The sequence below is a fragment of the Pseudonocardia yuanmonensis genome, assembly GCF_039542425.1.
Classification (GTDB): domain Bacteria; phylum Actinomycetota; class Actinomycetes; order Mycobacteriales; family Pseudonocardiaceae; genus Pseudonocardia; species Pseudonocardia yuanmonensis.
This window is the reverse complement of the sequence record NZ_BAABIC010000001.1, coordinates 502638-517768: the sequence shown is the minus strand read 5'-3', so window position 1 is coordinate 517768 and position 15131 is coordinate 502638. Positions and strand designations below refer to the sequence as shown.

The following is a 15131-nucleotide window of genomic DNA, read 5'->3' as shown; positions in this document are numbered from 1 at the left end:
TCGGGCCGATCCGCGGCGCCGGACCTGTGGACAACCCGGCCCGCAGGGTCCGCGGCGGGACGGAGATGTCGGTCCGGTCGGTCAGGGTGACGGCATGGCTCGCCCCACCCCCGCGCCCCCGCCCGGCTCGACCCCGCCCGGCTCGACCCCGCCCGGCTCGACCTCGCCCGGCTCGCTTCCGCGCGTGCTCCTCGCCGGCCTGCTCGGCCTCCTGCTGCCCGGCTCCTGCGGGGGTTGCGGCGCGGGCGGGGCGGGCTGGTGCCCGGAGTGCGCCACGCGGTTGCCCGGCCCGCACCGCGTCGTCCTGCCGGGAGCGCCGGAGACGCTCGCCGCGGGCCGGTACCGGGGGCCGCTGCGTACCGCGCTGCTCGCGTACAAGGAGCGCGGCCGCCGCGACCTGGCCGCACCGCTGGCGGCGGTCCTCGCCCCGCTCGTCCCGCCCGGCGCCCTCCTCGTGCCCGCGCCGTCGCGGCCCGCGGCGGCCCGGGCACGCGGAGGCGACCACGTGCTGCGGCTGTGCCGGCGGATCGCGCCCGAGCGCACGCTGCCGCTGCTCGGCCTGGCCCGCCGGACGCGGGACTCGCTCGGTCTCGACGCCGCCCGACGTGCCGCGAACCTGGCGGGTCGCGTGCACGTACGGTCACGGGAGAACCCGCCCGGTGCGGTCCTGCTCGTCGACGACGTGGTGACCACCGGGGCCACGCTGCGGGCCTGCGCGCGGACCCTGGCGGAGGTGGGGATACCGGTCTCGGGGGCGGTCGTCCTGTGCGACGCGAGCAGCCGGACGGACCGCCGGCACCGGGCGGGGAGCGCATCGCCGGCAGCTCCGGCAACCCGACCACGATACGTGTTTGCGCAGGTCAGGGAAAGAGAATCCGGCGATTTCGCCCGGTTCGGCGTCACTCGTCGCTCAGGACTGTTGCCAAAGCGTGATGCGCACTACCGTGCCTGGCACACGTAACCCAGACCACAACGGGAGGGGAACACCGACCGTCCGATTCGGGTCTCCTCAGGGGTCGCACCACGTCGACGCGCGACCGCGCGCTCCTCGATCCGAGACCCGGATCCACCGCCCCGACGCCGACATGCAACGGAGAGCGAGGGAAGTCGAGTGGAGATCGTCGTCACCGGCCGGAACGTGGAAGTGCCGGACCATTTCCGGGTCCACGTGGAAGACAAGCTGACCCGGCTCGAACGGTACGACCACAAGATCGTCGGTATGGAGGTCGAGCTCTTCCACGAGCCGAACCGCCGGCAGGCCAAGATCTGTCAGCGCGTGGAGATCACCGCTCGGGGCCGCGGCCCCGTCATCCGCGCCGAGGCGTGCGCACAGGACTTCTACGGCGCCCTGGACTGCGCCGTGAACAAGCTCGAGAGCAGGATGCGGCGGTCGCACGACCGCCGCAGGCTCAACGACCGCCGCTCCCGCGTGATGGCCGGCCGTGGCGCCGCGACCGGCGGCGCCGCCGTCGCCGTGCTCGACACCCTCCCCGAGACCGACGAGACCGTGGACGTCCCCGAGGTCGACGTCCCCAGCCCCCGCGATCACTCCGAACACCTCGACAGCCCTCAGACCGCCGGCTACGACACCGCCGGGTACGAGACCGACGAGGAGGAGAACGTCCCCGGCCGCATCGTGCGGCGCAAGCAGCACTCGAGCGAACCGATCAGCGTCGACGAGGCGCTCTCCCGGATGGAGCTGGTCGGCCACGACTTCTATCTGTTCGCGGACAAGGAGAGCGGCACCCCCTCGGTCGTCTACCGGCGCCGCGGGTACGACTACGGCGTGATCAGTCTCGGCGGCTGATCGGGCGGACCCACCGGCCCTGCCCACGAGGGTGCCGGGGCGTGGCTCCCTGCCGCGTCCCGGCGCCCGCCCACCGCATCCGACGGCGACGACCCCGGAACCCGTGAGGGTCCGGGGTCGTTGCACGGTGAGGGGCCGCCGCGCCGGTGGCTACCATGGTTCGCGGGTGTCTGCCGTGCGCCGGCGTCCGCCCCGGTCCTCCGGCGCCCGTCGGGCCCGCAGGACCGCGCCCGAGACCGCGATCGCGAATGAGGTCGACCAGTGCCGTTGTTGAACCGCCTGCTCCGCGCCGGTGAGACGAAGCTGGTGAAACGGCTCGGCAGGATCGCCGCGCACATCGACGAGCTCGAGCCCGAGATCGAGCCCCTGTCCGACGCCGAGCTCCGCGCGAAGACGGACGAGTTCCGCGAGCGGCACGCCGACGGGGAGAGCCTGGACGACCTGCTGCCGGAGGCGTTCGCGGTGGTCCGGGAGGCGGCGAAGCGCACCCTCGGCCAGCGCCCCTTCCCCGTGCAGTTGATGGGTGGCGCGGCCCTGCACCTCGGCAACGTCGCGGAGATGCGCACCGGTGAGGGCAAGACCCTGACCTGTGTGCTGCCCAGCTACCTCAACGCGCTCAGCGGCAAGGGCGTGCACGTCGTCACCACGAACGACTACCTGGCCCGCCGCGACTCGGAGAACATGGGCCGGATCCACCGGTTCCTGGGCCTGAAGGTCGGCGTGATCCTCGCCGAGATGACCCCGACGCAGCGGCGCGAGATGTACGCCGCGGACGTCACCTACGGCACGAACAACGAGTTCGGCTTCGACTACCTGCGCGACAACATGGCGTGGAACTCCGCGGACATGGTGCAGCGCGGGCACCACTTCGCGATCGTCGACGAGGCGGACTCGATCCTCATCGACGAGGCCCGCACTCCGCTGATCATCTCCGGTCCCGCGGAGCAGAGCGCCCGCTGGTACCAGGAGTTCGCGCGGATGGCGCCGCTGCTCAAGCGGGACGTCCACTACGAGGTCGACGAGCGCAAGCGCACCATCGGCGTCACCGAGGACGGCGTGGCCTTCGTCGAGGACCAGCTCGGCATCGACAACCTCTACGAGGCGGCCAACACCCCGCTCGTCGGCTACCTGAACAACGCCCTGAAGGCCAAGGAGCTGTTCAAGAAGGACAAGGACTACATCGTCCGGGACGGCAACGTCCTGATCGTCGACGAGTTCACCGGCCGCGTGCTGGCCGGGCGCCGCTACAACGAGGGCATGCACCAGGCCATCGAGGCCAAGGAGAAGGTGGACATCCAGGCGGAGAACCAAACCCTGGCCACTATCACCCTGCAGAACTACTTCCGCCTCTACGACAAGCTCTCGGGCATGACCGGTACCGCCGAGACCGAGGCGGCCGAGCTGCACCAGACGTACGGCATGCACGTCGTCGTCATCCCGACCAACCGGCCGATGGTCCGCCTCGACCAGGCCGACCTGATCTACAAGACCGAGACGGCGAAGTTCGAGGCGGTCGCGGACGACATCGCCGAGAAGCACCGCAAGGGCCAGCCGGTGCTGGTCGGCACGACGAGCGTCGAGAAGTCCGAGTACCTGTCGAGGCTGCTGGTGGCCCGCCAGGTCCCGCACGAGGTGCTCAACGCGAAGCACCACGAGCGCGAGTCGCTGATCGTCGCGCAGGCAGGGCACGCGGGGGCGGTCACCGTCGCCACGAACATGGCGGGCCGCGGTACCGACATCATGCTCGGCGGCAACCCGGACTTCCTCGCCGACCTGGAGCTGCGCGGTCGCGGGCTGGACCCGGTCGAGCACCGCGAGGAGTACGAGGCGGCCTGGGACGAGACCGTCGCGCGGATGAAGAAGCAGGTCGCGGCCGAGGCCGAGGAGGTGCGCGAGGCCGGCGGGCTGTACGTGCTCGGCACCGAGCGGCACGAGTCGCGGCGCATCGACAACCAGCTGCGCGGTCGCTCCGGCCGCCAGGGCGACCCGGGCGAGTCCCGGTTCTACCTGTCCCTGGGCGACGAGCTCATGCGGCGCTTCAACGGGGCCATGGTCGAGTCGATCATGAACCGGTTCAACCTGCCCGAGGACGTCCCGATCGAGGCCAAGATGGTCACGCGGGCGATCCGCAGCGCGCAGACGCAGGTCGAGCAGCAGAACTTCGAGATCCGCAAGAACGTCCTCAAGTACGACGAGGTGCTCAACCAGCAGCGCAAGGTGATCTACGCCGAGCGCCGCCGGGTCCTCGCGGGCGAGGACGTCCAGGAGCAGACGCGGCACATGCTGCACGACGTGGTCCACGCCTACGTCCAGGGCGCCACCGCCGAGGGCTACGCCGAGGACTGGGACCTCGACAAGCTGTGGACCGCGCTCGGCCAGCTGTTCCCGATCTCGGTCAAGTGGCAGGACCTCGTCGACGGCGACCCGGACGAGGGCGGCCTGGACGAGCTGACCGCCGAGCGGATCGAGGAGGCCGTCGTCGAGGACGCCGAGCGTGCCTACGCGGTGCGCGAGGCCGAGATGGACGCGCTGATCGGCCCGCAGGGCGGCATGCGCGAGCTCGAGCGGCAGGTCCTCCTGCAGGTCATCGACCGCAAGTGGCGCGAGCACCTCTACGAGATGGACTACCTCAAGGAGGGCATCGGGCTGCGGGCCATGGCCCAGCGCGACCCGGTGATCGAGTACCAGCGCGAGGGCTACGACATGTTCGTCGCGATGCTCGACGGCATCAAGGAGGAGACGGTCGGGCACCTGTTCAACGTCGTGGTGCAGGTCCAGGAGTCGCCCGAGGCCGGGGCCGTGCCCGCGGGAGCGGCGCCCGCGGGGCAGAACGGTGCCCGGAGCGGCGCGGCTCAGGCCGGTGCGGGGGCCGGTGCGGGGCAGAACGGCGCCGGGGCCCAGCAGGGCGCCGCGGCCGCCGTCGCCGGCGTGCCGGCCGCCGCCGAGCCGGTCACCAGCCGGATCCCGCGCGTCGCGGCCGCCCAGGCCGCGGACGGCCGCCCGGACGACACCCCGACCTCGGTCCTCCCGACCGCCTTCCGCGCCGGCCCGCCGCAGCAGAACCTCAGCTACAGCGGCCCGAGCGACGACGGCGGCGAGGTCGTCACCCGCGGCGGCGGCCAGCGGGGTGGCCAGCGTGGTGGTGGTGCGCAGCGGCAGCCGCAGGGCGCGGGCGTCAACCGCGCCGAGCGCCGTCGCCAGGAGCGGGCCGCGCGCAAGCAGCGCTGAGCCCAGGTCCGGCGGGCGCCGTGGCTCCCTGACGTGTTCCGCGAGGGCGGGGTCGGCGGCGCTCAGATCACGCGGAGGGCGACACAGCGCCACTCGCCCTGCCCGGTGAGCTCGAGGCGGGCGGCGAGGGCGCGGACCCGCGTGCCGAAACGGCAGACGGCGGCGACCTCGGCGGCGGTCCGGGCGGGCAGGCTCACGTGCAGGGAGCGCAGCAACGCCCCGGTCGCGGCCCCGTGTCCCCGCCGCGGGACGCCCGCGCTCACGTACCGCAACACCGGGGGCGAGGCGAAGGGGGCGAGCTGTGTGACCGGGCGGCGCCCGTCGAGCACCTCGAGCGCGGTCCGCACGACCAGCTCCGCCCGCCGCCGCGCGGCCAGCGCCCGCTCCCGCTCCCGCCGCGTCGCCGCGGACGTCGCCGGCCGCGGCACCTCGCCCACCGCGCCGATCGGAGCGGGCGGCACCTCGCCGCTCCCACCCGCCTGCCCGGGCGGCCGCGACCCCGCGTCCGCCGCAGTGGTCGGTACGGGCGTCCGCGGCGGGTCGCCCTCGACCGTCCACCCGCCGGCCACCGTCTCCTCGAGGGCGGGCAGGTCCGCGTCCGGCGGTTCCAGGGCCGGTTCGTACACGGCCGTGCCGAACAGCGGCAGCGCGGGCGCCGGAGCGGTGAGCGTCATGGCACGAGCGTGCGGCCGCCGGGGCCGCCGCCGGTGCCGATCGCGGTACTTCGCCGCCGAACCATCAGCGACCTGATCGTCCGGCGGCTAAGGTGCGCGGCGTGGGGGAGCAGCCGCTGGACCGCCTGCTGATCGCCACCGGCGCGACGCTCGCCCGCTTCCGGCAACGGGTCGTGGCCGCGCACGGGCTCTCGGCGACCGCCCTCGACCTCCTCGCCGCCCTCAGCGGCGAGGACGGGCTGCCGCACCGCGAGCTCGCCGGGCGGCTCGGGCTCACCCCGGCGACCCTCACCCCGGTCGTCGACGCGCTCGAGCGGTCCGGGGACGTCCGGCGCGAACGCGACGCGAACGACCGACGGGTGGTCCGCGTGTACCTCACCGACGGCGGCCGCCTGCGCCGCGCGACGGTCGCCGACCAGGTCGACCGGGCGCTGCGGGACACGCTGCCGGGCGACGAGCCGACGGTGCGTCGCTACCTGGGCGAGGTCCTCGCGGCGGTGGAGGGACGGCTGACGTGACGGGCTTCCGCGGGCTGATCCTCGACTACGGCGGCGTGCTCACCGACGGCCCGGAGATGGCGGACCTGCCGGTCCGGGCCCGGGCGGCGGGCCTGCGCGTCGCACTGCTGTCCGACGCCCACAGCGTCCCGGACGAGTACGCCGCGCGGTTCGACGCCGTGGTCCTCGGCGGCGCGACCGGCGCCCGCAAACCCGATCCCGAGGCGTTCCGCCGCACCGCGGAGCGGCTGGGGCTGGCACCCGGGGACTGCGTCGTCGTCGACGACCTGCCCGTCAACGTCCGCGGGGCGAGCGCGGCCGGGGCGGTCGGCGTCCGGCACACCCACCCCGACTCGACCCTGCGCGAGCTGGAGATCCTCTTCGACTGGTGAGCAGGCGGCCGGACGACGACGGCGCCGCCCCGGGAGGGGCGGCGCCGTGAGGTCACCGGGTCACTGCTGCGGCGGGGGCGGCGGCTGCTCGCCCTCGGGGGCCGGCGGCGGCGCGGCCGTGGTGTCGCCCTCGCCGGTCCGCTGCTGGAGGAAGTCGACGCCCTTGTCGATCTGGTCGTCGTGCCCGGCGTACTTGTTCTTGGCCATGTCGCCGGCCTTGTCGAGACCCTGGTCGACCTTGTCGTCGTGCTGACCGAGCATCTCTTTCGCCTTGTCCATGAAACCCATGCCGGTCACAGTGGCCCGGTCCTCGGGGCCCCGCACCTCGGACGTCACCCGATCGGACGAAGTCGTGCGTGCTCGCGCCGGAGGTCGTCGACGGCGGTGACGCCGAGGAGCTGCATGGTCCGGGTGATCTCGCCGGTCAGGATGTCGACGGCCTTCGTCACGCCCGCGCGTCCGCCCGCCATCAGCCCGTAGAGGTACGCCCGGCCCACCAGCGCGCCGCGGGCACCGAGCGCGAGGGCGGCCACCACGTCCGCCCCGTGCATGATCCCGGTGTCGACGTAGACCTCCGCGGTGTCGCCGACCTCCTGCACCGTCGGCTCGACCAGCTCGACCGGGACGGGGGCGCGGTCCAACTGCCGGCCGCCGTGGTTGGAGAGCAGCACCGCGTCGACCCCGGCGTCGACCACCCGGCGGGCGTCGGCGACGTTCTGGATCCCCTTGATCATCAGCTTGCCGGGCCACGCGCCGCGCAGCCACTCGACGTCGTCCATGGTCAGCGCGGGATCGAAGACCCGGTTGATGAGGTCGGCGACCGTGCCCTCGGTGCGCTCCAGGGTCGCGAAGCTGAGCGGCGAGGTGGTGAGCAGGTCGAACCACCAGTGCGGGTGCAGCGCCCCGTCGACGAACGTCCGCAGGGTGAGGGCGGGCGGGATGGTGAGGCCGTTGTGCACGTCCCGCCGCCGATTGCCGCCGACGGGGGTGTCGACGGTCAGCATGAGGGTGTCGTAACCGGCCGCGGCCGCGCGCTGGACCAGGTCCTTCGCGAACGCCCGGTCCCGCCAGAGGTAGAGCTGGAACCACTTCCGGGCGGCGGGGGCGGCCTCGGCGACCTCCTCGATGGTCGTGGTGCCCATCGTGGAGAGCGTGTACGGAATGCCCGCGTCGGCGGCGACGGACGCGACCGCGGGTTCGCCCTCGGTGCCCATCATGCGGGTGAACCCGGTGGGCGCCAAGGCGAACGGCAGGGCCGAGCGCGCCCCGAGCATGTCCCGCCCCAGGTCGACCGTGCTGACGTCCCGCAGCACGGTGGGCGTGAACTCGATCCGCGACCAGGCGTCCCGGGCGCGGTTCAGGGAGAGCTCGCCGTCCGCGGCGCCGTCGGTGTAGTCGAACACCGCGCGCGGGGTGCGTCGGCGGGCGATGTCGCGCAGGTCGGCGATCGACGCGGCGCGGCGGAGCCGGCGCTCGGTGGCGTCGCGGACGAAGGGGGCGGGCCGCAGCAGGGGCAGCAGCTCGCTCGGCCGGGGCATCCGACGCTGGACCATGTTCCCGAGGCTAGCCCGCCTGACGCCCCGCTGACGCCCCGGATGAGCGAGCGGCGCTCTCGCTCATACCTAGTGAGGGAAAGCGCCGTTCGCTCATCGACCTGCGCGAGGGTGTCGTCCGCACCCGCGGTGAACGAGAGCGCCGTTCGCTCAGTAGGAGTGAGCGAAAGCGCCGTTCGTTCCTGCGCCTCCTCAGCGGCGGCGGTGCAGCTCGTAGGCGGCGACGGCGGCGGCGCTGGCGACGTTGAGCGACTCCACCCCGCCCATCAGCGGGATCGCGAGGAGGTCGTCGAGCAGCGGGCGGACCGCGGGGGACAACCCGTCCGTCTCGTTGCCGAGCACGAGGGCGACCCGGGGCGGGAGGTCGGCCGTGAGCAGGTCGGCCCCGCCGGCGTCGAGTCCGAAGACCCCGAACCCCGCCTCCTTGAGCTGTGCGAGGCCCTCCTCGGCCGTCGCCGACCGCAGCACCGGCGCGGAGAACGCCACCCCCGCCGAGGCCTTGATCACCAGGGGGTCGATCGCGGGTACGCCGCGCCGGGGCAGGAGCACGCCGTCGAGCCCGGCGCCCGTGGCCGTCCGCAGGATCATCCCGACGTTCGACGGGTTCGTGACCCGGTCGAGCACGAGCACCGACGCGGGCCGCCGGGAGCCGAGGTCGCGCAGGAACACCGGCACCGGCGCCATCCGCGGCGCGACGACGTCCGCCAGCACCCCCTGGTCGTGCCGCCCGTTGCCCGCCAGCACCTTCACCCGGTGCGCGCTTGCCCGCTGCACCGGCACGCCGCGGCGGCGGGCCGCGTCCGTGATGGCGCGCACCGAGTCGCCGCGCGTGCCCTCGGCGATGATCACCTTGTCGACGGCCAGCGACTCGTCGTCGAGCGCCTCGAGCACGGGCTTGCGGCCGTAGACGGTGATGAAGGAGTCCTTCGGCGAGACCGGCGATGCCACCCGTGCAGGGTCGCACGCGCACGTAGGATCACGACCATGCCGCCCCGGCTCTCCGCGCTCGACGCGTCGTTCCTCTACCTGGAGCAGTCGACCACGCCGATGCACGTGGGCGGCGTCGCCGTCTTCAAGCGGTCCGGCAAGGGCGGGCTGGACTACGAAAAGCTGGTCGGGCTGGTGGAGCAGCGCCTCTCGCTGGTGCCGCGCTACCGGCAGAAGGTCAAGCACGTGCCGGGCAACCTCGCGAGACCGGTGTGGGTCGACGACACCGAGTTCGACGTCGCCTACCACGTCCGCCGCTCCGCCCTGCCCCGGCCGGGCACGGACGAGCAGCTCTGCGAGCTCGTTGCCCGGCTGATGTCCCGCCCGCTCGACCACACCCGGCCACTCTGGGAGATGTACCTGGTCGAGGGCCTGGAGAAGAACCGGGTCGCCGTCGTCACGAAGACCCACCAGGCCATGGTCGACGGCATCTCGGCGATCGACCTGTCCCAGGTGATCCTCGACGTCTCGGCCGACGCGCGGTCCGGCGTCGAGGAGGTGTGGATGCCGCGGCCGGAGCCGAGCGAGCTCCGCCTGGTCGCCGAGGCCCTGGGCGACGCGGTGTCCCGGCCGGGCGAGATCGTCGACAACGTCCGCGCCGCGACCGGGGACGCGGTCGCGACGGCCTCCAAGCTCGCCGGCATGGCGGGCAAGCTGCTGACCATGGCCCGCACGGCCTCACGCCCGGCGCCGGGCACCCCGCTCAACGTCCACATCTCCACGCAGCGCCGCTACGCGATCGCGCGTACGGACCTCGAGGCGTACCGGCAGATCCGCGCCGCGCACGGCTGCACGGTCAACGACGCCGTGCTCAGCGTGGTCTCCGGCGCCCTGCGGAACTGGCTGCTCTCCCGTGGCGAACCGGTGACGTCCGGGGCGTCGGTGCGGGCGATGGTCCCGATGTCCGTGCGCGGCGAGGCGGACGTGCCCAGCTCGGCCACGTCGGGCTCGCTCGGCAACCGGGTGTCCTCGTTCCTGGTCGACCTGCCGGTGGGGGAGCCGAGCCCGGTCGTGCGGCTGCACCACGTCACGCACGCGATGCGCGAGCACACCTCCTCCGGCCGGAACGTCGGTGCCGACACCCTCGTCCGGATCGGCGGGTTCGCGCCGCCGACCCTGCACGCGCTGGGAGCCCGGGCCGCGAGCGGCATCTCCAAGCGGATCTTCAACCTCGTCGTGACGAACGTCCCCGGCCCGCAGTTCCCCCTCTACGCCGCCGGAGCGCGCATGCTGGAGATGTTCCCGGTCGTGCCGCTCGCCAAGGGGCAGGCGCTCGCGATCGGGCTGACCAGTTACGACGGCGGGGTGTACTACGGGTTCAACGGCGACCGGGACGCCATGCCGGACGTCGACGTCCTCGCCGGGCTGGTCGACGAGGCGTTGGACGAGTTGCGGGCCGCGAGCCGCTGAGAGCAGGAGAGAGACCGTGCGGATCTACATCCCCGGGACCTGGCCGATGCTGCGGAAGCTGGTCAAGACCGGACGGTTCGACCCGATCGGGGGGACCGCGTTCGCGCTGACCCCCCGGTTGCGGGAGGCCTACGTCTCCGGCGACGACGAGGAGCTGGAGTACGCCGCGATGAACGAGGCGGCGCGGGCGTCGCTGCGCCTGCTCGCCGTCGAGTTCGGGCTCGGCGAGGACCAGGTCCCGGCGCGGCGGGTGGTGGTGGCCGCCGACCTCGAGGACGTCACGCTGCGCCCAGACCTCGACGACGGCGCCGTCCGCATCAGCGGCGCCGTGCCGATGACGGCGATCGCCGCGGTGCACGTCGACACCGAGGAGGCCGAGCACGCGGTGCGGGAGGCTGCCTCGGTCGTGGACAAGGCGGACCTGGGCGACCTCGACGCCGAGTTCCTCGTCGGCGAGGCGGAGGACCACGAGCTCGCGTGGTATTCGCCCGAGGAGATCGCCTTCCTGGTGGACCTCGGCGAGCTGTGAGTGCCGACCGCCCCTGCCCGGGCAGTAGGCACTGACGACCGCGGGATGCAGCGAGGAATCCGACCACCCCGACTCCGACGACTCCGACGACTCCGTCGGCTCCGACTCGCCGTCCCGGCGACGGCCGCCACCCCCGGCCCCGCAGCTCGTGCGGGGTCCGAGTGGCAACTGCCCCTGGAGGGGCAGTTGCCGCTCACGGGTCAGTCGGTGAACCGGGGAGCGCGCTTCTCGAAGGACGCCGTGACCGCCTCGACCTGGTTGGGGCTGCCGATGAGCGCGCCGATCTCGGTCTGCTCGGCGGCGAGCTGCGTCGCGATGTCGACCCGGCCCGAGCTCTCCAGCAGCCGCTTGGCCGCGCGGACGGCGTGCGGGTTGCGCCCGGCGATCTCGCGGGCCAGCTCCAGCGCGGCCTTGCGCGGGTCCGGGTCGACCCGCGTCGCGAGGCCGAGGGTCACGGCCTCCTCGCCCCGCACCTTGCGGCCGGTGAAGGTCAGCTCCTTGGCCATGTCCCGCCCCACCAGCTCGGGCAGGACCTGGGTGCCGGTCATGTCCGGGATCAGGCCCCACTTGACCTCGAGCACGGACAGCGACGCGTCCGGCGCGACGATCCGGATGTCCGCGCCGAGCGCGACCTGCAGCCCGCCGCCCAGCGCGTTGCCGGTGATCGCGGCGATCACCGGCACCGGCACCTGCGCCCAGACGTGCGCGGCCCGCTGCCCGGTCGCCGCCGCCGGCCCGTCGCCCGGCGGGAGGTCGGCGGTGGCGGAGAGCCGCTGCCCGTCGCGCATCGCCTGGAAGGACCCGAAGTCGAGCCCCGCGCAGAAGTCCGGCCCCTCACCGGAGAGCACGACGGCCCGCAGCCCGGGCTCCGTCCGCAGCCGCTCACCCGTCGTGACCAGGGCGGCGAACATCGCCGGGTCGAGGGCGTTGCGCTTGTCCGGCCGGGCCAGCCGGACGTCGGCCACCCCGTCCGTGATCTCGACGGTCACCCGCTGCGCGGACGTCCCGGACGTCTCGGAAACCTCGGTCACCCTGCTACCTCCCCGTGAACCGGGCCGGCCGCCGCTCCAGGAACGACGCGACCCCCTCGGCATGATCCTCCGACGCGAAGCACTCGGCGAGCGCGTCCCGCGTCGCGACGACGTGCTCGGCCATCCCGATGCCCGCGCCGTCGAGCACCAGCTTCTTGGTGCGCGCCAGCGCGAAGGGCGACGCCGTGGCGATCCTCACCGCCAGCGCGCGGGCCGCGTCCGGCAGCTCCTCCGGCGAGTGCGCCGACACCGCGAAGCCGAGCGCGACGGCCTCGTCGGCGCCCAGGTCGTCCCCGGTGTAGAGCAGGCGCAGCGCGGCCGCGGTGCCGATCTGACGCGGCAGCAGCCACGATCCCGCCCCCGTGTCGGAGACCAGCCCGCGGTGCACGAAGTTCCACCGGAACCGCGCCCGGGTGGAGACGAGCCGCAGGTCGGCCTGGGTGGCGAACTCCGCACCCATCCCGACGGCCATCCCGTCGACCGCGCAGAGCACCGGCTTGGGGCACTCCATCAGCGCCGGGATCTCCCGTGAGCGCACCGCGCCGCGCTCGTCGGGGGATCGACCTGCCAGATCGGCCAGGTCGATCCCCGCGCAGAAACTGCCGGGCACTCCCGTGACCAGCAGCACCGCGACCTCGGGATCGTGGCCGGCCTCGTCGACGCGGGCCGTGAACTCCTCCAGCATCGCGTAGGTCATCGCCCCGCGTTTCGCGGGGCGGTCGATCGTCAGGGTGGCGACCCGCTCCGCCACCTCGTACCGGATCTCCTGCATCCGACCCCTTCCCTCGGCGCCCGTGCCGATGCATCCTAGCTGAACGATCGTTAAGGAGGGCCCGTGGATTTCGCACTGCCGGTGGAGCTGACCCAGAAGCTCGAGGAGCTCGACGCGTTCATCGAGCGGGAGATCGTGCCGCTGCAGGCGCAGGACGACAACGAGCGGTTCTTCGACCACCGCCGTGAGTGGGCGCGCACCGACTTCGAGGCCGGGGGCACCCCGCGCCCGGAGTGGGAGGAGCTGCTGCGTGAGATGCGCCGCCGTGCCGACGCCGCCGGGTGGCTGCGCTACGCGCTGCCCAAGGAGGTCGGCGGCCAGGACGGCACGAACTTCGACATGGCCGTGATCCGCGAGCACCTGGCGCGCAAGGGTCTCGGTCTGCACAACGACCTGCAGAACGAGTCGAGCGTGGTCGGGAACTTCCCGTTCGCGCACATGCTGCTCGCCTTCGCCACCCCGGAGCAGAAGGACGAGTACCTCGAGCCGATGCTGACCGGGCAGGCCCGGATCGGCTTCGGCCTGACCGAGCCCGACCACGGCTCGGACGCGACCTGGATGGAGACCCGCGCCGTCCGCGACGGCGACGACTGGATCATCAACGGCGCCAAGCGCTGGAACTCGGGGATGCACTCGGCGACCCACGACGTCGTTTTCGCCCGTACCGGCGGCAAGGACGGCGACGCCCGCGGCATCACCGCGTTCTTCGTCCCGACCGACACCCCCGGCTTCTCGGTGGACTTCCACTGGTGGACGTTCAACATGCCCACCGACCACGCCGAGGTGACCATCCGGGACGTCCGCGTGCCGCACTCGGCGATCTTCGGCGAGGAGGGCGAGGGCCTGGCCGTGGCGCAGACCTTCGTGCACGAGAACCGGATCCGCCAGGCCGCCTCCGGTGTCGGCGCCGGCCAGTTCTGCATCGACCGGGCCGTGGAGTACGCCCGCAAGCGGGTCACCTTCGGCGCGCCGCTGGCCACCCGGCAGGCCATCCAGTGGCCGCTGGTGGAGCTGCAGACCGAGGCGGAGATGCTGCGCGGGCTGGTCCGCAAGACCGCCTGGGAGCTCGACCGGGTGCCGCACATGGAGATCAGCGACAAGGTCTCGATGTGCAACTACCGGGCCAACCGGTTCGTCTGCGACGCCGCCGACCGGGCCATGCAGGTGCACGGCGGGCTGGGCTACTCCCGCCACCAGCCCTTCGAGCACATCTACCGCCACCACCGCCGCTACCGGATCACCGAGGGCGCGGAGGAGGTCCAGATGCGCAAGGTCGCCGGCTACCTGTTCGGCTTCGCCGGGCCCAACAAGGTGCGCTGATGCAGGACTTCAGGACGCTCGGCAAGCGGCTCTCGAACTGGGGCCGCTGGGACCGGGACGGGGTCCGCGACGAGCGCGGCACCACGAACCTGCTCACGCCCGAGCGGGTCGCCGCGGCGGCCGGGCTCGTGCGCGACGGGCGGATCTTCGACCTGGGCATCCCGTTCGGCCGCAGCGGCCCGCAGCCGGGTGGCGGCCGGATCAACCCGATGATCCTCGTGTCGGAGACCGGCGCGGACCAGGACTTCCCGGGTGCGTTCCACTACGCCGACGACTACGTGTTCATGCCCCTGCAGAGCGCCTCGCAGTGGGACGGGCTGGCCCACGTCTTCTACGACGACCAGCTCTACAACGGGTTCCCCGCCTCGGTGGTGAGCCCGCACGGCACGAGCGCGAACTCGATCGACAAGCAGGCCAAGGGGATCGCCGGGCGCGGCGTGCTGGTCGACGTCGCCCGGCACCGCGGCGTCGAGTGGCTGGAGGCCGGCGAGGTGATCACGCCGGCCGAGCTCGACGCGGCGATGGCCGCGCAGGGCGTCGCGCTGCAGGGCGGCGACATCCTGCTCGTGCGCACCGGCTGGCGGCGCAAGTTCCTGGTGGAGCAGGACGCCGCCGCCTTCATGGCCGGCGAGCCCGGGCTCGGCCTGGACTGTTGCGAGTGGCTGCACGAGCACGAGGTCGCCGCGGTCTGCTCGGACAACTGGGCGATCGAGGTGCTCCCGGGTGAGATCCCCGACGAGCGGTTGCCCGTGCACATGGTGCTGATCCGGGACATGGGGATGACCCTGGGCGAGATCCTCGACTTCGAGGAGCTCGCCGAGGACTGTGCCGCCGACGGCCGGTACGACTTCTTCCTCACCGCACCGCCGATCAAGTTCAGCCGGGCCCTCGGCTCGCCGATCAACCCGTTGGCGATCAAGTGACGCGGCCC

At 73.2% G+C, this 15131-nt stretch carries 15 protein-coding genes; 9 read left to right on the top strand and 6 right to left on the bottom strand.

Features of this window, described 5'->3' with window-relative positions; all coding sequences use genetic code 11:
- Nucleotides 1-94: 94 nt before the first annotated feature.
- The 3 genes from ABD990_RS02345 (at nt 95) to secA (ending at nt 5035) form a co-directional block, all read left to right on the top strand.
- Nucleotides 95-961, top strand: a complete 867-nt coding sequence (locus ABD990_RS02345) for a ComF family protein (RefSeq protein WP_345377979.1) — start codon at nt 95-97, stop codon at nt 959-961.
- 150 nt (nt 962-1111) lie between these two features.
- The gene (gene hpf / locus ABD990_RS02340; RefSeq protein ID WP_345377977.1) at nt 1112-1807 is read left to right on the top strand and encodes a ribosome hibernation-promoting factor, HPF/YfiA family; all 696 of its coding nucleotides are present in this window, start codon (nt 1112-1114) and stop codon (nt 1805-1807) included.
- Nucleotides 1808-2068: 261 nt separating this feature from the next.
- Nucleotides 2069-5035: a preprotein translocase subunit SecA gene (secA, locus tag ABD990_RS02335; protein WP_345377975.1), complete on the top strand. Its 2967-nt coding sequence runs from the start codon at nt 2069-2071 to the stop codon at nt 5033-5035.
- A 62-nt stretch (nt 5036-5097) separates the two neighbouring features.
- Here secA and ABD990_RS02330 read toward each other — a convergent pair whose 3' ends face one another.
- A complete protein-coding gene (locus tag ABD990_RS02330; RefSeq protein WP_345377974.1) occupies nt 5098-5709 on the bottom strand; it encodes an Rv3235 family protein in 612 nt (203 codons plus the stop codon).
- A gap of 101 nt (nt 5710-5810) precedes the next feature.
- Between ABD990_RS02330 and ABD990_RS02325 the strand changes: the two genes are divergently transcribed.
- Nucleotides 5811-6227: a MarR family winged helix-turn-helix transcriptional regulator gene (locus ABD990_RS02325; protein ID WP_345377973.1), complete on the top strand. Its 417-nt coding sequence runs from the start codon at nt 5811-5813 to the stop codon at nt 6225-6227.
- Nucleotides 6224-6598 carry an HAD-IA family hydrolase gene (locus tag ABD990_RS02320; protein ID WP_345377972.1) on the top strand — a complete coding sequence of 125 codons (375 nt, stop codon included), beginning with the start codon at nt 6224-6226 and terminating at the stop codon, nt 6596-6598. Before ABD990_RS02325 ends, ABD990_RS02320 begins: the two co-directional genes overlap by 4 nt.
- Nucleotides 6599-6658: 60 nt before the next feature.
- Here ABD990_RS02320 and ABD990_RS02315 read toward each other — a convergent pair whose 3' ends face one another.
- The 3 genes from ABD990_RS02315 to ABD990_RS02305 all read right to left on the bottom strand — a co-directional run bounded on the left by ABD990_RS02315 (nt 6659) and on the right by ABD990_RS02305 (nt 9099).
- Entirely contained in the window at nt 6659-6886 is a 228-nt protein-coding gene (locus ABD990_RS02315) for an antitoxin (protein ID WP_345377971.1), read from the bottom strand.
- Nucleotides 6887-6930: 44 nt separating this feature from the next.
- On the bottom strand, nt 6931-8151 hold the full coding sequence (locus ABD990_RS02310) for an alpha-hydroxy acid oxidase (RefSeq protein WP_345377970.1): 1221 nt from the start codon (nt 8149-8151) through the stop codon (nt 6931-6933).
- A 192-nt stretch (nt 8152-8343) separates the two neighbouring features.
- Entirely contained in the window at nt 8344-9099 is a 756-nt protein-coding gene (locus tag ABD990_RS02305; protein ID WP_345377968.1) for a TrmH family RNA methyltransferase, read from the bottom strand.
- Between the two features lie 36 nt (nt 9100-9135).
- Between ABD990_RS02305 and ABD990_RS02300 the strand changes: the two genes are divergently transcribed.
- Both ABD990_RS02300 and ABD990_RS02295 read left to right on the top strand, forming a co-directional pair.
- A complete protein-coding gene (locus ABD990_RS02300) occupies nt 9136-10548 on the top strand; it encodes a WS/DGAT/MGAT family O-acyltransferase (protein WP_345377967.1) in 1413 nt (470 codons plus the stop codon).
- 16 nt (nt 10549-10564) lie between these two features.
- Nucleotides 10565-11077 (top strand): DUF6912 family protein, encoded by a 513-nt coding sequence (locus ABD990_RS02295; RefSeq protein ID WP_345377966.1) that lies wholly within the window; start codon nt 10565-10567, stop codon nt 11075-11077.
- A gap of 200 nt (nt 11078-11277) precedes the next feature.
- Here the strand turns inward: ABD990_RS02295 and ABD990_RS02290 are convergent, their stop codons facing one another.
- Nucleotides 11278-12108, bottom strand: coding sequence for a crotonase/enoyl-CoA hydratase family protein (locus ABD990_RS02290; protein ID WP_345377964.1), 831 nt, complete (start codon nt 12106-12108; stop codon nt 11278-11280).
- A 4-nt stretch (nt 12109-12112) separates the two neighbouring features.
- Nucleotides 12113-12880, bottom strand: coding sequence for an enoyl-CoA hydratase/isomerase family protein (locus ABD990_RS02285; protein WP_345377962.1), 768 nt, complete (start codon nt 12878-12880; stop codon nt 12113-12115).
- A gap of 63 nt (nt 12881-12943) precedes the next feature.
- Here ABD990_RS02285 and ABD990_RS02280 point away from each other — a divergent pair, with 63 nt between their 5' ends.
- Together ABD990_RS02280 and ABD990_RS02275 are read left to right on the top strand one after the other, a co-directional pair.
- Nucleotides 12944-14200: an acyl-CoA dehydrogenase family protein gene (locus ABD990_RS02280; protein ID WP_345377961.1), complete on the top strand. Its 1257-nt coding sequence runs from the start codon at nt 12944-12946 to the stop codon at nt 14198-14200.
- Complete coding sequence (locus ABD990_RS02275; protein WP_345377959.1) at nt 14200-15123, top strand: cyclase family protein; 924 nt, start codon at nt 14200-14202, stop codon at nt 15121-15123. Before ABD990_RS02280 ends, ABD990_RS02275 begins: the two co-directional genes overlap by 1 nt.
- Nucleotides 15124-15131: the final 8 nt, after the last annotated feature.